The organism is Nocardia sp. NPDC055321, assembly GCF_053645575.1.
This window is the reverse complement of the sequence record NZ_JBSHMS010000027.1, coordinates 76,876-101,580: the sequence shown is the minus strand read 5'-3', so window position 1 is coordinate 101,580 and position 24,705 is coordinate 76,876. Positions and strand designations below refer to the sequence as shown.

The window sequence follows — 24,705 nt, the reverse complement described above, 5'->3', positions numbered from 1 at the left end:
CTGTTTGATCCACTCACCGCATCGGGTGGGCACGGCCCACATGTTCGGGCCGTGCCCACCCGATGCCCGTTCGACCAGTCTGCGAGAGGAGTCCATCCGACATGACCACGACTACGCTCGAAATCGAGCGCACCCCGCCCGAGAAATCGAATTCCGATGTTCAGCCCGACCGGACTACTCACTCCTGGACGATCTCCGATGACGATGACCACTACTGCTGCCTCGCGTACTGAACACGCCCGAGACCCCCACCCGTCCCGGCCCGCCCGCACTCGCCGCGACGAACGCGGGCGAGTGATGTCGACGACCGCGGGCCGGTGACGTCGCCGAGCGACCCGAGCAATCGCAGCACACCGCGCCCCGCGACCTCGGCTGATCCGGCCGCACCGTAGTCGTGGTCGGTACCTGACGGGAGATTCGAGAGGTTGGGTTCTCCCGCCAGGTACCGGTATCCGACGACCTGCCGTCGCGGCCAGTGCTGAACGCCCGCTTGGGCATACGAACGTGTCAGCCGATGGCAACGGGCCCCTGATCGGGCAGCGTCCCCAGGCATCAGAATGTCCACGCCGCCGACGCTCAAACACCCACACCAGAAGTCGTCGCGAATGTCCGCTTCTAAGGTCTTCCGACACGGCGTCAGGATTCGAGGTGGTCCAGGCCGGGATCCCATCGCTCGGGTGCGAATCGTGTTCGCCTTGTCGGTGGGCAAGGCAAACACGGACGGTCTGGCTAGGGTGTTGCCATGGCTCGCTACGTGATCGACGCCGTCACCCTGCTGCACCTGGTCGATACCGAGGCGCAGGTGGATCCGGGTCACCAGCTGGTGGCGCCGAACTCGATCCGGTCCGAGGTGATGCAGTTGCTGCTGCGGGAAGTGCGGGCGGGCGTACGCGACGAGGACGCGGCGCTCGCCGCTCATGAGCGCATCACCGAACTGAAGATGCGACTGCTCGGTGACCGGGTCTCGCGCCGCACCGCGTGGAAACTCGCTCGCCAGCACGATTGGGACACGCTCGGACCCGCCGAATACCTGGCGATCACGCGGCTGCAGGCCGACGCGCTGGTGACGGTGGACGCCGAGTTCGCTGCTCTGGCCGCGCAATCCGTCCCTGTCGCCGGGCTGCAGCAGCTGCTCGCCCGCGGCTAGGACCGACGGCGAGGCATGCCACCCGCTACATGCGCAGAGCTTCCCGTCCCGCGCCGCCCGCTCAGCTCTGCACCGACGACAGCAGCAGGCCCATCAGGCCGATCTCCTGCCCTTGGCTGCTCCCCATGTCGCGGGCGGCCTGTTTCACGACACCGCCCGTGATCAGTTGATCAGCGGCCTGGGCCATCGCGACACCGCCGAGGTGGTGGCGGCGCATCAGTTGCAGGAACAGCACACTCGCGTCGCGACCGCGGGCGGCGGACAGGGCGTCGAGGTCCGCTTGGGTCGCCATACCCGGCATCGTCGCGGACGGCTGCTGTTGTGGTTCGGCGACGGTGTGGTGATCGGCGGCGGGTGCGGCCTCGTGCATCCACGCCATCGGATCCGGGTTGACCAGGGACGCTCCCGCCAGGCGCAGCCAGCCCTGCATCTGGCCGATCTCGCCGCGCTGGGCGTCTTCGAGCCGGCGTGCCAGGCCCAGCACGGTCGGATCCGCGCCCGGATCGAGTCGGGACACCATGATCAGGGCTTGGGTGTGGTGGGCGAGCATGTCCTGGGCGAAGCCGATTTCGATCGAGGTGAGCACGGGGGCCCGATCCGGTGAATCGGCGACCAGGAGCGGGCGGGTCGCGGCGCCCAGGGTGAACATCAGCGCCGCCACGCCCACGCAGGCCACCGCGGCCCACAGGCGAGTGATCATGAGCCGATGGTGGTGCGTTGATCGGCGGGTGGGGTGTAGACGGCCGCGTCGAGTTCGAGTGTGGAATAGGTGTTGTCGTTGCAGCTGACCCACAGCTGGCGACCGTGCCAGTGGGGCGGTGAGCTGCACCAGTCGGTCGACAGATCACCGTTCACCAATTGGCCCGAGCGTGAGCTCAGCGCTTCACCCGGGTCGAAGTCGCCGCTGTTCAACGCCTGCATGATCGATCCGGCGCTGAGGATCGGCGCGCCGATCACGGATATGAGCTTGTGTGGGGAGTTGGTCAGATCGGCGTTGTCGTTCTTGCGGGCGGGCGGGTTGTAGTAGGCGATCTCCTTGACCTGGAAGGGATCTCGGACATCGAACACGCGAATTCCCGAACCGAACCACGCGCACGCCAGCGCGGTCGGATCCTGTGCGCGGTCCGCGCTGCAGTAGTGCGGGTCGTAGGCGAAGATCGATCCGCCCATGCTCGACGCCAGTGCGGTGTCGAGGTTCTCGGGCAGGTTGATCTCGAGCTTGATCGAGTTCGCTATCCGGGGGCGGCGGTCGTCGGAGATGTCGATGAGTTTCACTCCGCCCGAACCGGCTTCGTCGGGGACGAACAGGTAGGGCGTATCGCCGTAGCGCACGGGAATGGCGTGCTGGGTCGCCCAGCCGTCCGTCCAGGTCGTTTCCGACACGATCGGCACCACCGGTTCGGGCATGCGATTCTGCACGGCCGTGGTGTCCAGCACCGTCATCCCGCCCATGTTGTTGGTCAGGTACAGCCGGGTGCCGTCGTCGTTGAACCCCATGCCGTGCATGGACAGTCCGGGCAAGCCCTGCCAGATGACGTGGGGCCGAGCCGGATCGGTGATGTCCACCGCGCTCACCAGCCCGGGCGCGGTCCCCGACGTCCAGAGCGTGTTGCCGTCGGGTGAGAAGCCGGCCTCGTGGGCGGTGATCGGAAGCGGCTGCGACACATCGCTGCCCGGGCCGGTGTTGAGCAGTCGGGGGTTGCGGCAGTCGGTGAGGTCGTAGATCGACAACAGGCCCGCGCCGGTGAGGAACGGAGCTCCGGCGGCGGCGAGCAGCTTCCGGTCCGGGTGGATCTTCAAGGTTTCCCAGGTTCCGGCGAGCATGGCCGGTTCGGTCAGCGCGCCCGCCAACTGCGGCCGGGTGGGATCGGAGACGTCCAGGACCTGCACGCCGACGGCGGGGCCGGACAGGCTGCCGGGAAAGAAGCTGCCGATGTAGACGCACGAATCGAAGGCGCCCGAGACGACGCCGCCACCGTGGCCGTCGAACTGACCGATGCGGCTGATGTTGCAGTGATATCCCTCGGTACTGCGCCCGTTGTCCCGATCCGCCGCCGGGACGTCGCCCTGTAGTCCCGGCTCCGGAGCCGAGCCCGGGCCGCACGTCGCCTTTGCCGCCGTCGAGCGCGAGATACCGGGCAGGGCTTGGCTATCGGCCAGGCCGTAGGACGCGGTCCCGGCCAGCACGGTCGACAGCACCGCACCCGTGATGGCGACGACGGCGGCGCGCAGCGCGGTGGAGGTACTCATCATGGCTTCCTCGGACTCGCAGCTGCACCGTTGATGCAACAGTAGACATGTCTGGGACATGATGCCGATCACACTGCCGCGCGTCAACAGGTTCGCCGGTTCGGGCTAACGCCTCGGTGCCAGAAGTCGTGGAGCTGTCGTCATCACTCCCCGAGTCGAACCGGCTGTGTGACAGCCAGATCGAGTGGATGAATATCCGCGGCGCGCCACGCGGTGGACAGAGCGTCGACGAGGGCGGGTGGCGTGAGGGCGATTCCGCAGTCTCCCCCACCCGCGCCGGACGTCTTGGCGGCGATGCCGAGATCCCGGGCGAGGGCACGCAGCGCCGCCAGCGCCGGGGTTTCCATCGCCAGCCCCAGGGCGTCGGCGTGACGGCGCAGGTTCTCACCGGCCCGGTTCACCTGTTCGTCCACCGCGGTGTCCGTCCCCGAGCGCAGGGCGGCGGCGATGGCGGCTACGGCGGCATTACTCTCGGCGACGAAACGCCGGTGCGAATCAGCGGCCGCGCGGGTTCGGGAATCGAAGTGCGCCACCAGATCCCGAGTGCTGACCGGCGATCGCGTCCACCCGACCAGCAATCGCAGATCGCGGGGCGGCGGGAGCGGTGTCGCCCGCAGGTGCGGCCAGGGCTGGGCGATCAGTGCCGAGATCTCGGTTCCGGCGGCGAGTAGTTCGCACACCCGCGTGCGGTCGGGCGCGGTGTACGCGACCCAGCCGCCGAGCAGGGAGGCCGCCACATCGCCGCCGGACCCGCGTGGGTCGACCGACATCGACGCCAGCAGAGCGAGTTTCAGTCGCTCCTCGGCGTCCAGTGTCACACCGTAGAACTCGACGAGTGCGCCGACGACGGCGACGGTGACCGCGCCGGAGGATCCCAGACCGTATTTGGCCCCGGAGATCACGTCGTCCAGTTCGGACTCGATCACGAGGTCGAAACCGCCTTCGCGACAGCCGCTTTCGACCGCCAACCGCCGTGCTACCCGAACGGCGGCGAGCACCTGTGCGAGCCGCGGATCCGGATGGCCGTCGGTAATCTCCACCGCGCGTCCGTCGGTGACGCCGCTGGTCACCGTGACCCGGTCGTCCGCCCGTGGCGCGAGCCGCGCGGTGAGGAACCGGTCGACCCCGACCAGCACGGCCGACCCACCGGGCTCGAGCACCGCGTACTCCCCCGCGATGTAGAGCTTGCCGGGAACACGGACCTCGATCATTCGGTCACCACCGCCGCCGCCGGCCCGGGCCCGGCCCGAACCACCTCGCCGACCCCGGCGATGTCGGCGAGCGCCGCCGCGACCCGCGCGGCGTCGGACCGTTCGCACAGCACCTTCACGTTGGGTCCGGCGTCCATGGTGGCGTAGGCCGCGACTCCCTCGGCCCGCAGTTCCACGATCCGGTCCAGCACCCGTAGCGACCCCGGTGCGAAGTAGCGCACCGCCGGGCGCGCTCCGAGCATGCTCGCGTGCATGCCCAGTGCGTTACGCTCGGCGATCTCACCGACCCCGCGCAGGTCACCGACGCCGATCGCGGCTCGCATCTGGGCGAGATCCTCCTCCGCGGACCGCACCCAGGGCAGATAGAACGGGGACGTGCGCATGGTGCGCCGCATGGCTTCTCCGCTCGAGATGGGCTTCTCCGCGGCGCTGACCACGGCCACCACCAGCGCGGGATCCAGGGCGCTCGCGTCCACCGGTTCGGCGAAACTGGACTCGTCACCCGCGGCGCCGTCGCCGATGCCGCGGTGCCACTGCACGAAACCGCCGTGTATCGACCGCGACGCACTGCCGGAGCCGCGACGCGCAAGCCGGGTCAGCGCTCGCCGGTCCAGGTCGAGTCCATATGCACCGGCCGCCGCGACGGCCAGTGCGGCGAACCCCGCCGCCGACGAGGCCAGGCCCGCACCCAGGGGAACCGTGTTGACGGTGATGATCCGCGCGCGCCGACCGTCGTCGGCCCGTGCTCGCACCACGTCCAGGAACCGGGACACCCGGTCGCCGAAGGCGATCGGCGCCCGGGTGTCCCCGAGCCACACCTCATCGCTCACGTAGTCCGCCACCGTGACCGTGGTGGTGGTGCGGTAGATGTCCAAGGTCATCGACAGGCTGCTGGTCGTCGGAAGATGCAGGGCCTCATCGCGTTTGCCCCAGTATTTGATCAGCGCGATGTTCGGATGCGCGGTCGCCGTCGCCGTACTCATGCCCGCCCCGGAACGATGGTGGTCACCACGGTCGCCGAGGTGCCGGACAGTGCCGGGGTCAGCTTGTCGGTGACGACCTCCGGCCCGGCGACCAGGACACAGCCGCCCAATCCGCCGCCGGACAGTTTCGCGCCCCAGGCACCCACATCCAGTGCCGCGGTGACGATCTCCTCGATCGGACCGCTGCTCACCCCGAATTCACGCAGGATCGCGTGATTCTCGGTCATCCCGGCGCCCAGCGCCGGGCCCCATCCGTCGGCGAGCTGCTCGACGGCCGACACGGTCAGGGCCCAAGCCCGCGCGAGCAGCGCCTCGGTCCGATCACCGCCGAGGGCGGCCATCCGATCCCGGACCAGCTCGACCGCCTGGTGGGTGCTCGCCAGCACGCCGGTGTCCACCACCGTGAGCACCATGTCCGCGTCGTGGGCCACCGCGAGCGGGCGCACGTTGCCGGCGTGGAACCACAGCGGCCCCGCCCGGTGGGTGACGGTGCGGGCGTCGATCCCGCTGGCCCTGCCGTGCGCGAAACTCTCACAGCGCTGGATCAACTCGTAGTGTTGATCGGTGCTCAGCACCACCTCGTGCAGATCCGCCACCGCTTCGATGACGGCCCCGGCCAGCGCGGCGCTGGATCCCAGCCCACGTCCCACCGGAATCTCGCTGTGCAGTTCGATGCCCAGGGCCTCGACCGGCACCCCGAGGTGTTCGCAGGTCACCGACACCGCCAGCCGTGGGATGGTCCACGCGTCCAGCTTCGACATCGACATCCGGCCGGCGGTGGCCGACGGCCCCGCTCCGGTGAAGTCGATGCGCACCGGGCCCCGCCGGTGCCGGGCCGCCGCGGTCGCCGTCAGTTCCGGAACCGGCAGCGCGATAGCGGGATTGCCGTAGAGGACCACGTGCTCGCCGAACAGAATCACCTTGGCGTGCGCGGCCCCGTGACCGATCCGGCTCATCGGGCGAGCGCGCGGTAGTCGCGTTTGTCATCGACCACGGCGGCGAAGCGGAACGCGCCGGCGGTGACCGCGTCGAACTCGACATCACCGTCCGACCCGGTCCGGGCCGCCTCGCGCAGTGCGCGATACCGCGCGTAGTCGATGGGTTCGCGGGCGGTGAGCGCGGCACGGTTGGCCGGTCCGCGCAGGTGGTCGCGGTACCCGGGAACAGCTGTGAGAGAGAAGAATTCGGACACGCAGCCGGACCCGTAGCTGAGCATGGCGACGGGCTTGCCGGTCAGGTCCGCGGCGTGGTCGAGCAGTGACAGCCAACCCAGGTACAACGAGGCGGTGTAGCTGTTTCCGATCACCCGGTTGTAGTGGGTGGTGTCGGCCAGATCGGCGGCCACGACCTCCGAAGTCGCTACGCGACCGTTGATTTCGAGCAGCCGGGTGTGCGCCTTGTAGGCCATACGGGTGAAGGGCTGGTGGTAGCAGAAGGCGGCGAACTCGGCGTACGCGTGCCCGCCCTGCGCCTCGTAATCCTTCCACGCGTGCTCCACCGCGTCCAGATACACGCTGATGGAGAGCTTTCCGTCCACGCGCGGTGTCGCTCGGTAGTTGGGCCGCCAGAAGTCCATCACGTTCGCCGTGTACAGCCCCGAGACCGGGTCGAGCACAGCGATGGCGGGATCGGCGGCCACCAGCAGGGCGACCGCCGCAGCGCCCTGGGTGGATTCGCCCGCCGAGTCCAGGTCGTAGGCCGCGATGTCGGAGGCGATCACCAGCACCCGCCGGCTCGGGTCGCGGGCCACCAGCGCGGCCGCGAATTGCAGTGCGGCGGTTCCGCCGTAGCAGGCCTGCTTCACCTCGACCGCCCGGACCGCGGCGGGCAGACCGAGCAGGTCCTGCACGTACACCGCGGCGGCTTTGGAGGCGTCGATGCCGGACTCGGTGGCCAGCAGGATCGTGTGGATGCCCTCGGTGCCGTGCCGCTCGATGAGCTGCCGGGCGGCGGTCGCCGCCAGGGTCACGATGTCCTCGTCGGGTGCGACGACGGTCTGGATATCCTGCCCCAGGCCGATCCGGTACTTGTTCACCTCGACCCCGTGCGCGGCGGCCAGCTCCGCGAGATCCATGGCGTAATGCCCGGTCGCGAAGGCGATGTCGTGAATACCGATCCGTGCGGTCATACCCTGCCCACCTGTTCCTGCGAACGTTCGAAACGAATGTGCGAGCGCATCAGCTCGCCGGGATTGGTCTGCGCCGCCATCAGCGACAACTCGCCGCACAGCACGGTGGCCGCGACGATGGCGGCCAGGCGGCGCGAGTTCACGCCGGGCTCGGCCGGGGCCCGGCAGCCCATCCGGGTCAGATTGGCCTCCACGAAATCCAGGCCCTTGCCGTTGCCGACGGTGCCGACGATCACGTTCGGCAGCGTGCACGAGAAGTACAGCGCGCCATCGCGATCCTCGGCGTGGGTGATGCCCTGCGAGCCTTCGACGATGTTCGCCGCGTCCTGCCCGGTCGCGAGATACAGTGCCAGCAGCATGTTGGCGTAATGCGCGTTGGCGGAACGGATCCCGCCGGCCAGGGTGGTGCCGATCAGGTTCTTGCGCACGTTGAGTTCGGCGATGTCGGCGGCGGTGGTGTGCAGGGTCGACTCGACGATGTCGGCCGGGACCAGGATCTCGGCGACGACGTTCTTGCCGCGGCCCAGGATGCCGTTGACCGCCGTGGCCTTCTTGTCGGTGCAGTAGTTGCCCGACACCGAGCCGTAGCGCAGCGCGGGCAGCACGGTGAGGATGTACTCCAGCAGCGCGTCCGAGGCGAGGGTGGCCATGTTGTGGCCCGAGGCGTCCCCGGTGGCGAATTCGAAGCGCAGGAACAGCAGGTCGCCGACGATCTGGTGGCGCACGTCCAGCAGCCGTGCGAAGCGGCTGCGGGCCGCGACCACCGCCTCGAGTTCGATCCTGTCCTCGGCGAGCCGGCGGACCGCGTCCACCGCGGTCTGCGCGTCCGGCGCCTGCAGCAGCACCGAGCGGGTCATCCGCTCGTCGACGACGGTGACGGCGATTCCCCGCTCACACAGGCGCGATACCTTCGCGCCGCGGGCGACAGACGGCCACAGCGGTGATTCGTAGGTGGCCAGCGGCACCTCGACGGTGCCGGTGACCGCGTTGCCGGACAGGGCCAGCGGCCCGACCCAGCGCAGCGGCACGGGCGCGACTTCTTGTATCGGATTCACGTGGTCCTCTTCTGGTTCGGGTGTCACCGGTCGCGGCGCACGGCGGCGTAGGCCATGGCGCGCAGGTCGTTTCGGGCCTGTTCGGTGGCGCTGCTCGCGGCCAGGGTCTCGACGGCCTGTTCGGTCAGTTCCTCGATCCGGCGCTCGACCTCGCCGGACGCGCCGGTGGCGTGGATCAGGGCCCGCAGTCGGTCGACGTCGGCGTCGGACAGGTCGGTGCCGAGCGCCGATCGAAGCTGTTGCGCGGCAGCGGGATCGGCTCGCTGCAGGGCGGTCGCGACCAGCACGGTCCGTTTCCCGGACCGCAGATCGTCCCCGGACGGTTTGCCCGTGGTCCGCGCATCCCCGAACACCCCCAGGAGGTCGTCGCGGAGCTGGAACGCGAGGCCGATCTTGGCGCCGAATTCGCGGTAGGCCGTGATCAGTTCGGCGTCGGCTCCGGCCAGCGCGGCGCCGAGGTGCAGGGGACGTTCGATGGTGTAGGCGGCGGTCTTGTAGCGGTTCACCAGCAGCGCGGCCCCGACGCTCTCGTCCCCGGCGACCTCGGCTTCGATGTCGAGCAGCTGGCCGGTCAGCACCTCGGTGCGCATGGCCGCCCATACCGGTGCGGCCCGGCCCAGGGCCGCGGGGTCCAGGGCCGCGGAATAGAACATGTCGTCGGCCCAGGCGAGGGCGAGATCACCGAGCAGAATGCCCATCGCGGTGCCGTAGTGCGCGGCGTCCCCGGCGAATCCGGCCGCGGTGTGCCGGTTCGCGAACTGGCGATGCACCGCCGGAGCGCCGCGACGGGTGTCGGACCGGTCGATGATGTCGTCGTGGATGAGGGCGTTGGCGTGCACCAATTCCACTGCCGCACAAGCCTGTATCACCGCCGCGCCGACCGCCGAACCAGCCGGGGCGGCACCGTGCCAGCCGGTCACCGCGAACGTGGGCCTGGTGCGTTTCCCGCCGCCGAGCACGAAGGCCCGAATCACCTCGGCCGCGCGGGCCGCCCCGGGATGGATCGCGCGCACGAATTCCGTTCGCTCGCACAGGAATCGATCGAGCACCGACTCGATCGCCCCGGGCAGGTCCACGGCGGCGTCGATCGACGGCGCGCTCACGCGGTGACCTTTGTCAGCAGCTGGTGCAGCTCGTTGACACGGTGGGCGTCGCAGCCGATCTCGCGCAGGCGTCCCAGGCCGCTCTCGATCGAGGACGCGATCACCGCGCGGACCGCGTCGGGTTCGGCGACCACATCGGCGTAGGTGGTGCGGCCGTTGCCCACATCGAGGTGCCGGTCCTTGCCGCTGATCTCCGGTCCCAGGTGATCGCGGAGATCGTCGGCGAGCTGGAAGGCCACCCCGAGTTCCTCGCACGCGTGCACGAACGCGGTGAGCTCGGTGTCGGCGCGGGCCAGCAGCACGCCCAGCGCCAGCGGCAGGTAGATCGAGTAACGCCCGGATTTGTAGTTGGCGATGCGGCGCAAGATCGCGGGATCGCTTTCGGCGACCGCCGCGGCGGTGACGTCGGCGTACTGCGCGACCACCAGTTCCTGCGACAATTCCGCCCAGAGTGTGCGCAGGGCAGCGTGTTCGGCGCCGACCAGCTCGGCCGCCGCGGCGGCGCAGAGGTCGCCCGCCAGGACGGCCAGAGCGTCACCGTGCCGGCGCGCGGCCGGATCCTCGGTCCCTTCACCGCGGTGTTCGAGCACGTGGACGGTGGCGGTCGACCGGCCGCGACGCAGCATGGCGTTGTCCATCACGTCGTCCTGCAGCAGGCCGAACAGGTGCAGCAGCTCGACCGCCGCCGCCACCGGCACCGCGCGCCGCAGCTCGTCGGTGTCCGCGCCGACCAGCAGCATGCCGTGCAGGACCAGCAGCGGTCGCATCTTCTTGCCCCCGGCCGCGTGCAGGCGCCGGGCCAGTGCGGCCGGGCTGACCGGGGAATCGGCGTAGGGGATGTCGGCCCAGCGGGCGTCGTCGAGTTGGTCGGCGATCACCCGGTCCACCTCCGCCACGAACTCGGCGGGATCGGTGGCGCGCACCCGGCGCGTCCACCGGTCCCAGTGCGGCGCGAGGGCGGTCGAGGCGAATTCGGCGCTGGTCACCAGCGGGCCGAAGACGCTGCCGAACCAGGCCGATACCCCGAGTTCGCGCATGATTTCGGCCAGTTCGGCCGCGTCCACGAATCGCACCGCGCCGACCTCGGCCGGGTCGGGGTCGGGCTGTGCCGCGGTGATGCCGAACAGCACATGGTTGACCTCCCATTCGGTCAGCCCGGTATCGGGATCGCGGAAGCGGTATTCAACGACGGCGGCCTCGCGCAGCTCACCGACGAGGACCCCCAGTTCCTCCTGGATCCGCACCCGCGCGTCCGCGATCGCGGTCTCGCGGGACGCGGGATGCCCGCAGCAGGAGTTCGACCAGACCCCGGGCCAGTGGTACTTCACGGCCGCGCGCTGCTGCAGGATCAGGCGGCCGTCGGGGGTGAACAGGAAGGTCGAGAACGCCCGATGGCGTTGCCCGTCCGCGCTGTGTGCGTGAATCTTGTCGGCCACAACGGTATCCGCGCCGAACTCGTCGACGAGGCGGACTTGGACGTGGGTGTCGATGAGGGTTCCGGCGCTCACGATTCTGCAACCTTTTCCGTGCTCCGAGCGGCCACCGTGTCCCCGGTGCCCGATTTTCCGATTCGTTCGAATACCCACCAGCCCGCGACGGCCGCGACGGCGGAGACGCCGACGGCCACCCAGGAGGCGGCGTGGAAGCCGTCCAGGAACGCGCCCTTGACGATCTCGCTCACCTTTTCGCCGACCGGCGGCGGTAGCTGCTGGGCCGCCTGCACACCGGCTATCACGGAGTCGCGGCTCGCGGCCTCGGCGGCTTCGGGCAGCCGCAGCTCGGCCAGGCCGTCGCCGATCCGGCTCGAATACACCGAGGCCAGAATGGATCCGAGCACCGCCACACCGAGCGTGCCGCCGACCTCGCGGCTGGTGTCGTTCACCGCCGATCCGGCGCCGGCCTGTCCGGTAGACAGATTGCTGAGCACGATGAGCGTCGCCGGGCCGGTGATCAGCGACAGCCCGGCCGCCATGGTCGTCATGGCCACGAAGATGACGCTCCAGTACGGGGTGTCGGTCTCGTAGCGGATGGTCAGCCAGAAGCCGACCGCCATGACCAGCGAGCCGAGCGCGGCGGTGCGGCCCGAACCGAGCTTGGACGCCAGGTACATGCCGGGACCCGCCAGCACCGCCATGACCACGGCGAAGGGCAGGGTGCGCAGTCCCGTCTCCAGGGGCGAGAACTCTTGTACGCCTTGGAAATACTGGGTGACCAGGAAGCAGAAGCCCATGAGGCTGAAGAACCCCATGGCCAGCAGCAGTGCGGCGGCGGCGAACTGACCGTCGGCGAACAGGCGCACCTCGAACAGCGCGTGGTCGTTGCGCAGTTCGGCGATCACGAAGGCGGCCAGGATGCCGAGCGCGACCAGGATGCCGCCCACCGTCCACGGTGAGAGCCAGCCCCGGTGCGGCGCCTCGATGACGCTGTAGACCAGCAGCACCACCCCGGCGGTCGAGAGCAGAACACCGATCAGATCGAACCGGCCGATCTCGGGATTCTTGCTGTTCGGCACCAGAATTCCCACCAGGATCAGTGCGAGCACGCCGGCCGGGATATTGATCCAGAAGACCGAACCCCACGAGAAGTGCTCGAGCAGCCAGCCGCCCAGTACCGGCCCGATCGCGATCGCGATACCGGCGACGGCGGACCAGGCGGCCACCGCGATCGCCCGTTCCTTGGCGTCGTCGAAGAGCACCACAACGATGGCCAGGGTCGCCGGAAACACCAGCGCGGCGAACAATCCCATGCCCGCGCGGGCCAGGATCAGCTCGCCCAGCGATCCGGCGAGGGCGCCGAGTCCGGAGGTGATCGTGAAGCCGACGACGCCGATCACCAGGAGGCGGCGGCGTCCGAACCGGTCACCGAGGTAGCCGCCGGTGAGCAGGAAGCCGGCGAAGATCAGCGTGTACATGTCCACGACCCATTGCAGGCCGGCGTTGTTCGCGTCCAATTGCGTGGCAATCGACGGGAGCGCGACATTGACGATCGTGTTGTCCATGAAGACCAGTAGCTCGGTCAAACACAGTGCGACGACCGCGAGCCAGCGCACCGCGCGGCTGCTGTCGTCGGTCGCCGCGCGCTCGCGGGAGAGAACCATCGTTCACCCTTCCAACCGGGGGTAGTGCTGTTATGTGGTGGCGCCCAGCAGTTTTCGCTGAACCTTGCCGTTGACCGATCGCGGCAGCGCGGGGACGGAGTAGACCGATCGCAGCGCGACCTCGGGTTCGAGACGGCTGTTGACCCACGTCCGGATCGCGTCGAGCGCGGCGGTGGGGGCCGGTTCGGCGAGCACGATGAAGGCATGGGAGGCGAACCCGGCGTCCGGATCGGGAACCGGCGTCACGGCCGCCTCGGCGACCAGCGGATGTCCCTCGAGGATCGCCTCGATGCGGAACGGCGACACCAGGTGGCCGTTGGACTTGTACACCTCGTCACCGCGGCCAAGCAGGCGGATCGAACCGTCGGTGAGCGAGCCGTCGGCGTAGTCACCCGTCCACTGCCAGCCCGCCGCGTCCAGGACCGGCGGCAGCAGTTCGCCCTGCCTGTCGTATCCCAGGAACGATCCACCCGAGAAGGACCGGAACTGCAGCTGCCGGGCCGGGGCGTCCGGCGTCTGATGAAGACGCACCTCGTACCCGGGAAGCACCTCGAATCTGCCGGGGCTGCCGGGGAATTCGCCGAGAATCGCGGTCGCCTCGGTCTGGCCGAAGCCGACGCGCACGCCGATCTCCCAGTCACGCGCGACGCGTTCGCGCGTGCGCTGGTCGAGGCTTTCCCCGACCGAGGTGATCTCGGTCAGGCGCGGGGGCCGGGGCTGTCCGGTATCCAGATTCCGCAGCACCACCGCCGGGGCGCACATCGAGTCCACGGCCGCGGCCTCGGCGAACGCGCGGACATCGGCCGCGGACTTGCGTGCGGGCCAGACCACCACGGTCGCGCCCGCCGTCAGCGGGACCAGCAGCGAACTCCAGAAGAACTTGGCCCAGCCCGGGCTGCTGATGTTGAGGTGGCGGCGGCCGGGGCCGAGCTGCGACCAGAACAGACTCGACAGGTGTCCGATCCCGTGGGTGCGGTGGCTGTGCAGCGCGAGTTTCGGTGCACCGGTCGTCCCGGAGGTGAAGCAGCCGAACGCGGCCAGGTCCGCGCCGCGGCGGGGACCCGGGTCGAATTCGACGCGATCGTCCCAGGCGACCAGGTCCGCCAGGTCCACCGTCCGGACACCGCTGCGCACCCGTTCCGGGGCCGAGGTCACCAGTGCGGCGGGGACCGCGCCGGCGAGCCTGATCGCGAATTGTTCGGGGTGCAGGCCGAAGTGGATCGGTACGCACACCGCACCGCATTTGAGAATCCCGATCAGCGCGGCCCACAGCTCGCACACGCTGTCCGATTCGATGACGACTCGATCACCGGGGCGGACCCCGCGCGCGCGCAGCCGGTGCGCGACGCCGTCGGAGGCATAGCTCAGCTCGTCGTAGGTGATCTCGCGCCACCGCCCGCCGAGGTCGGCTCCCGCGACGGCGATATCGGAATTGCCGTCGGCGACATGGTCGAACCAATCCAGCGCCCAATTGAACAGCGACGCCCGCGGCCAGTGGAACCGGGCCGCGGCACTCGGGTCGTGATAGTTGTTCATCAGGAAGTCGCGGGCGCGGCCGAACTCCTCGGTGTCGGCCAGCGCGCGTTCCGCGTGCCACTCGCGACCGCGTGTCATCGAACCAACTCCCTTGTCGCGGAAATACTTTGGAGGCAGTGGCGGGCGATCCGGTCGGCGTCGGCGGAGAACTCGGACGTGACGCCCGGGCGGCCGTTGCCGATCTGTGTGAACCAGCGGTGCCGTTCGGTGGGGATGCCGATCACGAACAGTCCGGCCACCGGGCTGCCGTCCCGGCCAATGGCTTCACCGGTGTCGAGGCTCGTCTCGCAGGCGCCGGTGTCGACCGCGCCGGTGGCCCCGGCATGCCGGTAGCGGCGCACGAGCCCGTCCGCGAGCAGTTGCCGATCGAGATGGTTCGTGCCCGCGTCCAGACGGAATTGCGTTATCCGCGTGTCGATTACGGTGTCGACCGGGATCGAGCCCGGAACCGCGGGCGACACCACCGACCCGCCGTCGTCGATGAGCCTGGCACCGGGTCCCGCGATGCGCAGTACGCCGGCGCGCAGCAGAGCCAGCAGTTCCAGGTTCCGCCGTGCAGGGGGGCCAGCGGCGAGTATCGAGTACACCGGTGCGAATCGGCCCAGGAAGTCACGCTCGTGACTGACGGGGGTGAGCCCACCCGCGTTCACGGCCGCGCGGATCGACGGGCGCAGGTCGCGCAGGGTGTCCAGGGCGGCCTTGACCGGGTTGGAGACGTTGCCCTGCTGGGCTTCTCGCAGGTCGGCTCGCAGCAGATCGGACACCGCGGTGGACCACTCGAGGCCGGAGGCGAATCGGCGGCCGGTGAACGGGCGTGCCATCGCTTCCAATGCGGGCAGGTCGGTGTCGGCTCCGTGTGCCCTGCCCAGTTCCAGGACCGCGGCGTGCGGATCGAGGGCGGCGGTCAGCAGGCCGACCTCGTCGAGGAAGCTCGCGGCCGCCGACGCCGATCGAGCCGCGATCTGGGTGCGGCAGTAGGTCGCCGCGACCTCGGCCATGACCCACGGGTGCACGTCGCGGTAGAAGTCCAGCTGACCGGACGTGCGCAGGTCGAGCATTCTGGCGACCGTGCACAGGCGCGGGGTGAACGAGAAGCTCGGCGACTTCTCGTTGCGTCCGCGAGCCAGGATCGGCAGCCCGGAACGGGACAGACCGACGATGCGCGGTTCGGCGCCGCTGGCGATGTATTCGAGTTCGCCGGTTGCCGATTCGGCGAATCTGCCGCCGCGGGCCTGGGTGAGCAGCGCGACCACGTCGTGGAACCCCAGGCCCATACCGATCGCGGCGACGGTGGCGTCCGCGCCGATCCGGTCCAGGGGCAGATCGGCGGCGGAGTCGCCGGGGTGGCCGGTGGCCAGCACGACGGCGTCGTAGTCGGCGCTGCCGTCGTGCGTGCGAACCGTGAAATTGTCTGCGCCCGAGTGAACTTCGAGCACGGTGTTGGTGATCAGTCGGACGCGGGTGTTCGCGTGCGCGTTGTCGAGCATCGCCCGGACCGCGAAGTGTAGGTAGTGCCCGTACTGGCGTCGGGTTTCGTAACCGGCGTATTCGGGCCGGCCGGTCGCGGTCGACCACTCCGCGAGCGAGGGGCCCGCGCCTGCCCGGGCGGGTCCGCCGTCGAGAGGTCCGGAAAAGATGGTGACCTCGCCGGAGGGGGTGTTCATCAGCAGGTGCGGGCTCTGCCGGGGATTCCACACGCGCCCGCTGCCCGGTTCGTCCCGGTCGTACAGGTCGATCGTCAGGGGTGCGCTCGCGGCGTGCACGAGCAGGCGTTCCAGCACGGACACCCCGCGCGGACCGCCGCCGACGATGGCCACCGACCGCGCCGAGTCGGGGTGGGGCGCCGCGAACTCCGGCGGCGCGTCGGTGATCACAGCGCGCTCCCCGAGGACAGCACGATGGCGGCGGCGAATCCGATGCTGCCGACGTCGATCGCGAAGAACCCGATCATCCGGGCGCGCAGGGCTTGGCCGCGCAGTACCCCGAAATAGAACTGGATGACGTTCATGACCAGCACGGGCACGACACACAGCACCGTCACGGTGTCGAGCGGGCCGCGAACGAACGGCAGCAGCGTGAGCCCGATCGTCACCACACACTGCGCGGTGAGGAAGACATTGAAGGCGCGCGGGGTGACCAGGACGGCGATGGTGCGCCTGCCGACCGCGGCGTCGCCTTCGCGGTCCGGGATGTTCGCGTACGACACGACGAGCACCAGCCACATGCCCATCAGCAGGCCGAGGGTGAGTGCTGTCGCGCTGATCGTGTGCGCCACAAGCCAATACGGCACAAGTACCGTGCAGGCCGAGACGAAGAACACGACGAATTCGAGACCGCCGGGGTGGTAGCTGAACTTCACACCGGCCGAATACTGGACGGCGAAGACAGACATCAGGATGAACAGCACCACCGCGCCGATCGGGGCGCGCCAGTCCAGCGCCCAGAGCGCGGCGACGCCGAACGCCAGCCCGACGCAGGCGCTGATCGTGGTGAAGACGACGGCCTCGCGTTCGGAGAGAACCCCGGTGAGTAGGGGCTTTCGGCGCGGCGGGCGGTATTCCTCGGTCTGATAGTTCATGGCGTCGCCGCCGTTGCGGAAGCCGATGATGTCGTCGGCCGCGCAGGTCGCGCACTTGATTCCGAGCAGGGTCACCAGGACCAAGCCGAGGGCGAGGGTCTCACGGCCGGTCAGTGTCGTGTCGGCGCGGAGCAGGAGAACCGCGAGCAGCCAGCCGTAGAACTGGTGGTATGCGTCCATTTTGGACAATCGCGCGTAGCCGATGAGTTTCGCGGAGAAGCCTGTCCGGCGAGTTTGCAAATCTACCATTGTGTTTCGAACCAGGACTTTCGTATCGACCGGATCTACCATTCGAGCAGGGCCAGGCCGGCGGCCATCCCGCCGCCGAATCCGGTCAGCAGGATCTTGTCGCCGCGCTTCAATTCAGCTGTGCGAGTCGCGAAATCGAGCGTGATCGGAATCGACGCCGACCCGGTGTTTCCGAATTCTTCGAGCGTGCGGTGTTCGGTGGCGTTCACCAGGCCGAGCTGCGGCACCACCTGGTCGAGCATGACGCCGTTGGCCTGATGGGTGATGAGATGATCGACGTCGGCGGGATCGTGGGCTGCGTCGCACAGGAATTGCTTCACCAGCCCGGGCAGGCGTTCGGTCACGAATTCCCGAACCGCACCGCCCTCCATGGCGAAATAGTGTCTGCCGGTGTCGTTTTCGGACGGACGATACGGCTCTCGGCTGCCACCCGCGGGCACGCGGATCAGGCCGGAGAGCGCACCGAACGTATGCAGTGAGGTGTGCAGAATGCCGCTGTGTCCCGACGCGGGACCCAGCACCACGGCACCGGCGCCGTCACCGAACAGCACCACCGTGCGGCGATCGGCGGGGTTCAGGATTCGCGAGTACACGTCGGCGCCGATGACGAGCGCGTAGCCGCCCGAGCGTGCGATCACCGATTCCGCCGTGTGCAGGGCGAAGACGAATCCACTGCACACCGCGTTCACGTCGAACGCCCAGGCCCCGTCCGCGCCCAGGTTGTGCTGCACGTACGCCGCGGTGGGCGGCTGCGGAGTGTCCGGGGTCGAGGTCGAGACCACGATCGCCGAGAGCTCGCGCGGCTCTATACCGGCCGCGGCCAGCGCCCGCCGCGCCGCGATCGTCGCCAAATCCGAAGTCGCCTCACCGGATTCGGCCCACCGACGCTCCCCGATCCCGGTGCGCTCGGTGATCCAGCCGGGATCGACCCCGGCTCCCGCCGCGACCTCGGCGTTGGTGACCACCCGCTCGGGCAGGTACGCCCCGGTGCCGAGCACGGCCGCCGCGGCACGGCGGCGCTGATCGGGAATCCCCGGGTCGGCGAGCGCGCACCCGCAGTGGCAGTCGGTCTCGGACGAGTTGTCGGAAGTTTTTCGCATGCAGCAGCCATCCCCTGGTTCCGCGAAACAGCACATGTGTCACGACAGCGCTGACGTGATATCCCCGTGCACCGACCCGCCGCCGCAACACGACGATCACCCGCCCGAGGACTTACAAGTTATTTCGAATTCGCACACGACCGCGTCCCCGTCGACCCCTGCCGGTGCTTTACCCGCAGCAGATCCTGGCAGATGCCGGGCGGCCGTGCAAGGTTCTTGTTAACGGTCATTCGCGCGCAAAATGCCCGCTACGTCATCGGTTTGACAGGCCTATGGAGCAATGAGAGGTTTTAGAGCTCATCTTCTCATCGCTATGGACACCACGCCAGACACATTTCTACAAACGACATGAAAACGCTTGTCGCACTACACATGTGGTTACCGACGGGTCACATGCGCTCGATTCCACACAACGCGACCCCGGGTTACTGCAGCCGAAACCCCGGATGGCAGAGCACATTCCGCGAGTGTGTCCACGACGACGACATGGCAACGATCACAAGCGACACGGACGAACATTCACCGGATCCCCACCGTTCGGCCCGACTCCGCGTAGCCCTCCGACACGCCATATCCGAGGCCAAGGTCCGCGAACAGCCCACGTCTCACAGAAGGGCAATTCCGAACGATTCGCGAATCGACAGGGAGGGAGCAGGTTTGGGCCTGACCCGAAGCCTGCTCAGCCCACCGCCACAACACCACCCACGGACGCCAGGTCCCGGGGCGCAGACAAGAGTCCGATTCCGCAGATCAGGTCGGCCCCGAGAGTTCACCGACGGGTCCTGCCGCGGGAGAGCCGACGAGCCTCCGCGCAGAGAACAGGTCGCAGTTCGAGCGGGTACCGGCCGCCGCACGCGGAACCCGAGCGAGACACCGAGTGCACGAACAGGTCTCGGGATGAGAATTACATTCTCTCATTACGCGAATGAGCCTTGACGTTCCTGGGAACGCAGTGCAGATTGGGGGGCAGCACACCGGCGCGGTCGAGCGCCGCGGCACGACGAGAGGGGTCAGTGATGACGGTGCAGGCGGTTCTGGACGAGATCCGGAAGCGGCCGGGTTCCGGGGATGTCATCCCGATCATCGACCCGGTGACCGAGGAGCAGATCACCGAGTTCACCGACTGCGGGGCGGACGGGGTCGACGAGGCGGTCGCGCGGGCCAGGGCGTCGTTCGAGGCGGGGGTCTGGGCGGGGCTGCCGGGGCGCGAGCGGGCCAGAATCATGTGGCGCATCGCCGATCTCATCGACGAGCACGCCGCCGAGTTCGCCGCGATCGACTCCGCCAACACCGGCATGATGAAGCTGCAGTCCGAGATGGTCGTTCCGACCTGCGCGGAGTTCTTCCGGTACTACGCCGGGTGGTGTTCCAAGATCAACGGCACCGCGTACGACGTGCGGACCACCGGCATCGCGACGGACAGTTACGTCGACCTGCACGCCTACACCCTGAAGGAGCCCTACGGCGTCGTCGGGCTGATCTTCCCGTGGAACGGGCCCATCTTCAACGCCTGCGCCAAGATCGCGCCCGCGCTCGCCGCGGGCTGCAGCAGTCTGGTGAAACCCGCTGAGGAGACTCCGCTTTCGGCGCTGCTGCTCGACCGCCTGATCCACGAGGCCGGCGTCCCGGAAGGCGTGGTCAACCTCATCACCGGGTACGGGCACACCGCGGGCGCGGCGATCAGCGCGCATCCCGACGTCGAGAAGGTCGCCTTCACCGGGTCCACCGAGGTCGGCAAGATGATCGTGCAGGCGTCGGCGGGCAACCTGAAGAAGGTGATGCTGGAGCTCGGCGGCAAGTCGCCGGTGCTGATCTTCGACGACGCCGACCTGGACAAGGCCATCTTCGGCGCGGCGATGGGCATTTTCGTGCACTCCGGGCAGGGATGCGTCTGTGGTTCCCGAATCTTCGTGCAGCGCGGGGTGTACGACCGGGTGGTCGAGGGCATCGCCGGGGTCGCGAACTTCATGAAGTACGGCGGCCCGAGCGAAGAGGGCGTCATGAGCGGACCGCTCATCAGCGCCAAGCAGCTCGACCGCGTCCTGGGCTACATCGACGAGGGCAAGCGCGGCGGCGCCGAGGTCGTGACCGGCGGACATCGACTGGACCGCAAGGGGTACTTCGTCCACCCGACGGTGCTCACCAATGTCGATCCCGGCATGCGGCTCTACCGCGAGGAGATCTTCGGCCCCGTCGTCTCGATCATCCCGTTCGACGACGAGGACGAGGCCATCGCGATGGCGAACGACACCAGCTACGGACTCGCGGGCACGGTTTGGACCAACGACATCAGCCGTGGTCACCGGCTGGTCAAACGGCTGCAGGCCGGCAGCGTGCAGATCAACTGCCAGTTGATCTTCGACCACGATGTGCCGTTCGGCGGCTACAAGCAGTCCGGCTGGGGCCACGAGTTCGGTAAAGAGGGGCTCGACGGATACCTCAAGACCAAGTCGGTCTGGGCCCAGCTCTGAGTCCGCGCGGGTCCGAGGGTCTCTTGGGCCCGCACCCGGCGTCGGACCGGTAGCTCACCGCGAGCCCCGGTCCTGTTCGGCGTACACGGCCAGCGCCTGAGCCAGGCTGTCGAACAACCTCAGCATCACGGTCATCCCGGTGACCTCGATCGGGCGGCGCGCCTGCGGCGAGGGCACCACCCACGGCGGGCCGGCACAGGACTGTGCGGCGCGGGCGAGGACGGCGAGCCCGGACGAGTCCAGGAAGACGACCCTCGTCAGATCCACCATGATCGTCGGCGGGTCCTCGTCCAGTGCTCGCCGCAACGCGTCGTCGAGCAGGGGTACGGACAGCACATCCACCTCGCCGGCGGCGACCACGATCGGAACCGGCCCCTCGGTCAGGACCTGCACCCGCAGCAGCTGGGTCGAATTCTCCTGGCTCATAACGTCTCTCCTCGCCGCGCGGACCTCGCCTTCACGCGGACAGCGCACAAACCCACTCGCCAGTACGCGATTCCCCGGTCACGGCTTGCTACACGTTCGAATCCTGACCCGGACCGGCGTTGGCTCCGAGGCCGAAACGACCTGGGCGATAACCGTGTTCACGATCGTCCCGACAGTCACGGTGCTGATGGAACAGCTGCAACCGCTCGTCGCGAGCAGCCGGCGCCGACTACAGCCCGTCACCCCGGCCGGATGGCGGGGACGCCCTGACGGTGGCCCTGTATAGAGGACTCCATGACTCGCATCGCCGTCACGGGGCACATGAACATCACCGCGGACTCGGTGCCGCTCATCTACGCCGAGATCCGCCGGGTGATCGCCGAGAGCGGTGACGGCGCGGACCTGGTCGGTATCAGCTGCATCGCGCGCGGCGCGGACTCGGTGTTTGCCCGGGCCGTGCTCGACGCGGGCGGGCGGCTCGAGGTCGTGGTGCCGGCGCGGAACTACCGTCAGCGCAAGGTCGGGCCCGACCACGCGCCGGAGTTCGACGCGCTGATCGAGGCCGCGAGCAGGGTGCGGGTGATGGACTTCGACGATGCCGGGCGCGACGCCTACGAGGCCGCCAACCGGGTGCTCGTGGGTACGAGCGACCTGTTGATCGCAGTGTGGGATTCGCGGCCGAGCGAGAAGGGCGGCACCGGCACGGTCGTCGAGCTGGCCAACGACAGGGGCCTGCCGGTGTCGATCATCTGGCCCGAGGGCGCGGCTCGGGACTGATCGCGCCGACGCCGTGTGCTAGAGAGGTCTCATGCCCTATGCCCTCACCTACTCCAGCACGGCCCGCTTCGCCCTGGACGAACGCGAGGTGAGCACGCTGCTCGAACGGGCGCGGGAGATCAACGCCGCCGAGCAGGTCACCGGCCTGCTCGTGTACGCCCGGCCGAGCTGGGAGTGGGCCGGGTTCGTGCAAGTCCTGGAGGGCGACCGGGACGCCGTCGAACGCATTTTCGCCCGGATCGAGCGGGACGAGCTGCACACCGGGGTGGTCGTGCTCGGGCGCGGGCCGATCGCCGAACGTGATTACGACGGATGGTCCATGAAGTTCGCGCGGATGGACCACACCCGGTTGCCCGAACTTCTCGGCGAACCCGCAGTGGGTGACCATAATCCGCTCACCGACCCGGAGGTCGCGCGGCGGGTACTGGCCGCCGCCGACTCCGACGGATGACGTACGCAGCCCGCCGTAGATAACGGGAATCGTTTTCGATAATCTGAGTAGATGATCGAATCCTGCTGCGCCCGAATGTAATACGATGCGCGACCGATACCCGACAGGCTCCGTCGCCCGGCACCGGCGAAGCAAGCGGACAAACGCCGTTCTCGAGGCGTTGCGCCGAAGCGACCGATTCCGCACTCCCCGACAGCTTTTCGACGAACTGCGGCTCACCGCGACCGTCTCCATCGGGCGCACGACGCTGTACCGCATCCTGTACAAGCTCGAAGCGCAGGGGATTCTCGAGTCCACGCGCACCGAGGGCGGTGAACTGCTCTACCGCGCCCGAGACGGGAGCGGTACAGGGCACAACATCCTGTGTCGCCGGTGCGGCCGCACCGAACAGTTCACCTTCGACGGACTCAGGCTGCGGATCGAGCGCGCGGCACAGCGGCACCGATACACCGAGGTCACCTATCGCTGGGATATGCACGGCATATGCGGTGACTGCACTCGGCCGGCCGGGTAGCTGTACCCGGCCGGCCTGAGACTCAGATTCCCTGCCGGACAGCGCTTTCGCGATCGGTACTGCCCGCGCCGCTCATCCGGCCGGCCGGTCGAGCGGTATCTCCAGGTGCACTGTCTGGAACTCCGTGTGCGGACCGCGGGCGTCGGCGACGATGTCGCCGAACGTCAGCCAGAACTCCAGAGCGCCGGGGGTGCGCGCATCGGTGTGGAGGTAGAGGCGTTCGAACTCCGGCGTCGCGCGCACGTGGTCGACCGCCGTTCGCACCAGTCGAGTGGCGAGACCGTGGCGGTGGTGTTCGGGGCGCACATAGACCCGGAACAGTTGTGCGGTGGTCTCATCCGGGTAGCGACGGGCCAGTTCGGCGGAATGTGGCGGATGCGCGGGGCCTTGGGCGCGAATGGCCGTGGTGGCCACGATCTCGCCCTCGTGTTCGGCGACCCACAGACGGTTGCGCGGATGGCGCAGATACACGGTGTCCGGATCGATCACATCCCCGTGGTACCGGGGTAGATATCCGTGCCCGAACACGCGGTAGAAGGTGTCGAGCATGACGCTGCGGGCGCCCGGCAGGTCGGCTGCTTCGGCCTGCCGGACGCGGTAGCCGGTGTCGGCGGCGGTCGTCGTCACTTCGCACCGAGTTCGCGGTCGAGCACCTCGAGTCCCTCGACCGCCACCGGGCCCGGGCCCGTGTAGCCGAAGGGCAGCACGATGATTCGGTTGTCCCGAATGGCGCGCAACCCGGCCAGCTCGGGCCGCTGCCGGAGGGCGGTACGGACCGAGTCCGGCGTCTGGTCGGCCTGGGTCAGCAGGATGATGACCTCGGGATCGCGCGCGATGAGGGTTTCGGTGCTGGCCTCGAAGTTCCGCTTGGCGATATCGCCGTAGATGTTGTCCAGGCCCAGGATTCGCATCTGCTCGTCGACGGTGCTCTTGGAACCGTACGCCTTGAGCTGGGCGCCGTCCCGGGACAGGATCAGCGCCGCGGCAGGTGTGCGCTTGGCGACCCCCTGGTGCCGGGCGGTCACGGCGGCAACCCGCTGCTGGAGCGTGGCGACCTCCGCGTCGGCCGCGGCACTCGTCCCGAAAAGCTTTCCGTACAGGGTGATGTCGGCGAAGATGTCGGCGAACGAGCCGGAGGCGTCCGCGCAGTAGCCGCGGGTGACGATCAGCGGAATGTTCACCTTGGCCAGGTCGTCGGCGGTGACCGTGAGCCCTTCGACGCTCACGACCAGATCCGGCGATCTGCTGATGATCTCCTCGCGGGCGAGTTCGGCCGTGGGCGCGGTGATTTCGATGCCCTTCAGCGCGTCGCCGTACTGGCCGGGGAACGACGCGGTCTCGAAGGTGCGGGTGACGATGCGGTCGGCGGCGCCCGCGGCGGCGACCAGGGGCGCGGCGATGGAGGCGACGGTCACGACCCGCTTCGGCGGGGCGTCGAAGGTGACCTCGCGCCCGCAACTCGAGATCGTCATCGGGAAGCCGTCCGCGACGGGTTCGGACACCGACGCGGACGTTCCGCAGCCGGCGACGAGGGCGCTGGTGACCAGCGCGAGTAGCGGCGCCGCCGCGCGGCGCCGGGTACTGACAGGGGTGATCACGGTGATCGTTTTCCTTTCCAGGGGTGAAGAA

Annotated in this window: 23 protein-coding genes; 6 read left to right on the top strand and 17 right to left on the bottom strand. The window is 68.8% G+C overall.

Features of this window, described 5'->3' with window-relative positions; all coding sequences use genetic code 11:
• The first annotated feature begins 101 nt into the window (after positions 1-101).
• The gene (locus tag ACWIGI_RS33505) at positions 102-233 is read left to right on the top strand and encodes a hypothetical protein (protein WP_454207191.1); all 132 of its coding nucleotides are present in this window, start codon (positions 102-104) and stop codon (positions 231-233) included.
• A 509-nt stretch (positions 234-742) separates the two neighbouring features.
• On the top strand, positions 743-1,147 hold the full coding sequence (locus ACWIGI_RS33500; RefSeq protein WP_454207189.1) for a type II toxin-antitoxin system VapC family toxin: 405 nt from the start codon (positions 743-745) through the stop codon (positions 1,145-1,147).
• 61 nt (positions 1,148-1,208) lie between these two features.
• On the opposite strand, the gene ACWIGI_RS33495 is transcribed toward ACWIGI_RS33500, so the two are convergent.
• The 14 genes from ACWIGI_RS33495 to ACWIGI_RS33430 form a co-directional block, all read right to left on the bottom strand.
• Positions 1,209-1,847: a DUF305 domain-containing protein gene (locus ACWIGI_RS33495; protein ID WP_454207187.1), complete on the bottom strand. Its 639-nt coding sequence runs from the start codon at positions 1,845-1,847 to the stop codon at positions 1,209-1,211.
• Positions 1,844-3,397 carry an LVIVD repeat-containing protein gene (locus ACWIGI_RS33490; RefSeq protein WP_454207185.1) on the bottom strand — a complete coding sequence of 518 codons (1,554 nt, stop codon included), beginning with the start codon at positions 3,395-3,397 and terminating at the stop codon, positions 1,844-1,846. Before ACWIGI_RS33490 ends, ACWIGI_RS33495 begins: the two co-directional genes overlap by 4 nt.
• 143 nt (positions 3,398-3,540) lie before the next feature.
• Positions 3,541-4,608, bottom strand: coding sequence for a phosphomevalonate kinase (locus ACWIGI_RS33485; protein WP_454207183.1), 1,068 nt, complete (start codon positions 4,606-4,608; stop codon positions 3,541-3,543).
• On the bottom strand, positions 4,605-5,591 hold the full coding sequence (gene mvaD, locus ACWIGI_RS33480) for a diphosphomevalonate decarboxylase (protein WP_454207182.1): 987 nt from the start codon (positions 5,589-5,591) through the stop codon (positions 4,605-4,607). Before mvaD ends, ACWIGI_RS33485 begins: the two co-directional genes overlap by 4 nt.
• Positions 5,588-6,547 carry a mevalonate kinase gene (gene mvk, locus ACWIGI_RS33475; protein ID WP_454207180.1) on the bottom strand — a complete coding sequence of 320 codons (960 nt, stop codon included), beginning with the start codon at positions 6,545-6,547 and terminating at the stop codon, positions 5,588-5,590. The genes mvaD and mvk overlap by 4 nt, the downstream gene beginning before the upstream one ends.
• Positions 6,544-7,719, bottom strand: coding sequence for a hydroxymethylglutaryl-CoA synthase (locus ACWIGI_RS33470; RefSeq protein WP_454207178.1), 1,176 nt, complete (start codon positions 7,717-7,719; stop codon positions 6,544-6,546). Before ACWIGI_RS33470 ends, mvk begins: the two co-directional genes overlap by 4 nt.
• Complete coding sequence (locus ACWIGI_RS33465) at positions 7,716-8,774, bottom strand: hydroxymethylglutaryl-CoA reductase (protein ID WP_454207176.1); 1,059 nt, start codon at positions 8,772-8,774, stop codon at positions 7,716-7,718. Before ACWIGI_RS33465 ends, ACWIGI_RS33470 begins: the two co-directional genes overlap by 4 nt.
• Positions 8,775-8,797: 23 nt before the next feature.
• Positions 8,798-9,877, bottom strand: a complete 1,080-nt coding sequence (locus tag ACWIGI_RS33460; RefSeq protein ID WP_454207174.1) for a polyprenyl synthetase family protein — start codon at positions 9,875-9,877, stop codon at positions 8,798-8,800.
• Positions 9,874-11,385: an isopentenyl-diphosphate Delta-isomerase gene (gene idi / locus ACWIGI_RS33455; RefSeq protein ID WP_454207172.1), complete on the bottom strand. Its 1,512-nt coding sequence runs from the start codon at positions 11,383-11,385 to the stop codon at positions 9,874-9,876. Before idi ends, ACWIGI_RS33460 begins: the two co-directional genes overlap by 4 nt.
• Entirely contained in the window at positions 11,382-12,974 is a 1,593-nt protein-coding gene (locus ACWIGI_RS33450; protein ID WP_454207170.1) for an MFS transporter, read from the bottom strand. Before ACWIGI_RS33450 ends, idi begins: the two co-directional genes overlap by 4 nt.
• 30 nt (positions 12,975-13,004) lie before the next feature.
• A complete protein-coding gene (locus ACWIGI_RS33445) occupies positions 13,005-14,588 on the bottom strand; it encodes an AMP-binding protein (RefSeq protein ID WP_454207168.1) in 1,584 nt (527 codons plus the stop codon).
• Positions 14,585-16,384, bottom strand: coding sequence for an FAD/NAD(P)-binding protein (locus ACWIGI_RS33440; RefSeq protein WP_454207166.1), 1,800 nt, complete (start codon positions 16,382-16,384; stop codon positions 14,585-14,587). The genes ACWIGI_RS33445 and ACWIGI_RS33440 overlap by 4 nt, the downstream gene beginning before the upstream one ends.
• Positions 16,381-17,268 carry a UbiA family prenyltransferase gene (locus ACWIGI_RS33435; RefSeq protein WP_454207165.1) on the bottom strand — a complete coding sequence of 296 codons (888 nt, stop codon included), beginning with the start codon at positions 17,266-17,268 and terminating at the stop codon, positions 16,381-16,383. The genes ACWIGI_RS33440 and ACWIGI_RS33435 overlap by 4 nt, the downstream gene beginning before the upstream one ends.
• A gap of 104 nt (positions 17,269-17,372) precedes the next feature.
• Positions 17,373-18,437, bottom strand: a complete 1,065-nt coding sequence (locus ACWIGI_RS33430) for a 3-oxoacyl-ACP synthase III family protein (protein ID WP_454207164.1) — start codon at positions 18,435-18,437, stop codon at positions 17,373-17,375.
• Between the two features lie 1,016 nt (positions 18,438-19,453).
• On the opposite strand from ACWIGI_RS33430, the gene ACWIGI_RS33425 reads away from it, so the two are divergent.
• Positions 19,454-20,908 (top strand): aldehyde dehydrogenase family protein, encoded by a 1,455-nt coding sequence (locus ACWIGI_RS33425; protein WP_454207162.1) that lies wholly within the window; start codon positions 19,454-19,456, stop codon positions 20,906-20,908.
• Between the two features lie 54 nt (positions 20,909-20,962).
• Here the strand turns inward: ACWIGI_RS33425 and ACWIGI_RS33420 are convergent, their stop codons facing one another.
• Entirely contained in the window at positions 20,963-21,334 is a 372-nt protein-coding gene (locus ACWIGI_RS33420; protein WP_454207161.1) for an STAS domain-containing protein, read from the bottom strand.
• A 294-nt stretch (positions 21,335-21,628) separates the two neighbouring features.
• On the opposite strand from ACWIGI_RS33420, the gene ACWIGI_RS33415 reads away from it, so the two are divergent.
• From ACWIGI_RS33415 to ACWIGI_RS33405, 3 genes are all read left to right on the top strand, one after another.
• Positions 21,629-22,111, top strand: a complete 483-nt coding sequence (locus tag ACWIGI_RS33415; RefSeq protein ID WP_454207159.1) for a hypothetical protein — start codon at positions 21,629-21,631, stop codon at positions 22,109-22,111.
• 31 nt (positions 22,112-22,142) lie between these two features.
• Positions 22,143-22,562: a BLUF domain-containing protein gene (locus ACWIGI_RS33410; RefSeq protein WP_454207157.1), complete on the top strand. Its 420-nt coding sequence runs from the start codon at positions 22,143-22,145 to the stop codon at positions 22,560-22,562.
• An 85-nt stretch (positions 22,563-22,647) separates the two neighbouring features.
• A complete protein-coding gene (locus ACWIGI_RS33405; protein ID WP_454207156.1) occupies positions 22,648-23,076 on the top strand; it encodes a Fur family transcriptional regulator in 429 nt (142 codons plus the stop codon).
• Positions 23,077-23,148: 72 nt separating this feature from the next.
• Here ACWIGI_RS33405 and ACWIGI_RS33400 read toward each other — a convergent pair whose 3' ends face one another.
• Together ACWIGI_RS33400 and ACWIGI_RS33395 are read right to left on the bottom strand one after the other, a co-directional pair.
• A complete protein-coding gene (locus ACWIGI_RS33400) occupies positions 23,149-23,703 on the bottom strand; it encodes a GNAT family N-acetyltransferase (protein WP_454207154.1) in 555 nt (184 codons plus the stop codon).
• On the bottom strand, positions 23,700-24,674 hold the full coding sequence (locus ACWIGI_RS33395) for an ABC transporter substrate-binding protein (RefSeq protein WP_454207153.1): 975 nt from the start codon (positions 24,672-24,674) through the stop codon (positions 23,700-23,702). The genes ACWIGI_RS33400 and ACWIGI_RS33395 overlap by 4 nt, the downstream gene beginning before the upstream one ends.
• Positions 24,675-24,705: the final 31 nt, after the last annotated feature.

Bases quoted from the DNA above. Each gene is read 5' to 3' on its own strand.
- ACWIGI_RS33505 (WP_454207191.1), top strand. From the start codon at position 102: ATGACCACGACTACGCTCGAAATCGAGCGCACCCCGCCCGAGAAATCG.
- ACWIGI_RS33470 (WP_454207178.1), bottom strand. From the start codon at position 7,719: ATGACCGCACGGATCGGTATTCACGACATCGCCTTCGCGACCGGGCAT.
- ACWIGI_RS33425 (WP_454207162.1), top strand. From the start codon at position 19,454: ATGACGGTGCAGGCGGTTCTGGACGAGATCCGGAAGCGGCCGGGTTCC.
- ACWIGI_RS33445 (WP_454207168.1), bottom strand. From the start codon at position 14,588: ATGACACGCGGTCGCGAGTGGCACGCGGAACGCGCGCTGGCCGACACC.
- ACWIGI_RS33430 (WP_454207164.1), bottom strand. From the start codon at position 18,437: ATGCGAAAAACTTCCGACAACTCGTCCGAGACCGACTGCCACTGCGGG.
- ACWIGI_RS33495 (WP_454207187.1), bottom strand. From the start codon at position 1,847: ATGATCACTCGCCTGTGGGCCGCGGTGGCCTGCGTGGGCGTGGCGGCG.
- ACWIGI_RS33415 (WP_454207159.1), top strand. From the start codon at position 21,629: ATGACTCGCATCGCCGTCACGGGGCACATGAACATCACCGCGGACTCG.
- ACWIGI_RS33485 (WP_454207183.1), bottom strand. From the start codon at position 4,608: ATGATCGAGGTCCGTGTTCCCGGCAAGCTCTACATCGCGGGGGAGTAC.
- ACWIGI_RS33405 (WP_454207156.1), top strand. From the start codon at position 22,648: ATGCGCGACCGATACCCGACAGGCTCCGTCGCCCGGCACCGGCGAAGC.
- ACWIGI_RS33490 (WP_454207185.1), bottom strand. From the start codon at position 3,397: ATGAGTACCTCCACCGCGCTGCGCGCCGCCGTCGTCGCCATCACGGGT.
- ACWIGI_RS33435 (WP_454207165.1), bottom strand. From the start codon at position 17,268: ATGGACGCATACCACCAGTTCTACGGCTGGCTGCTCGCGGTTCTCCTG.
- ACWIGI_RS33450 (WP_454207170.1), bottom strand. From the start codon at position 12,974: ATGGTTCTCTCCCGCGAGCGCGCGGCGACCGACGACAGCAGCCGCGCG.
- mvaD (WP_454207182.1), bottom strand. From the start codon at position 5,591: ATGAGTACGGCGACGGCGACCGCGCATCCGAACATCGCGCTGATCAAA.
- mvk (WP_454207180.1), bottom strand. From the start codon at position 6,547: ATGAGCCGGATCGGTCACGGGGCCGCGCACGCCAAGGTGATTCTGTTC.
- ACWIGI_RS33410 (WP_454207157.1), top strand. From the start codon at position 22,143: ATGCCCTATGCCCTCACCTACTCCAGCACGGCCCGCTTCGCCCTGGAC.
- ACWIGI_RS33500 (WP_454207189.1), top strand. From the start codon at position 743: ATGGCTCGCTACGTGATCGACGCCGTCACCCTGCTGCACCTGGTCGAT.
- ACWIGI_RS33420 (WP_454207161.1), bottom strand. From the start codon at position 21,334: ATGAGCCAGGAGAATTCGACCCAGCTGCTGCGGGTGCAGGTCCTGACC.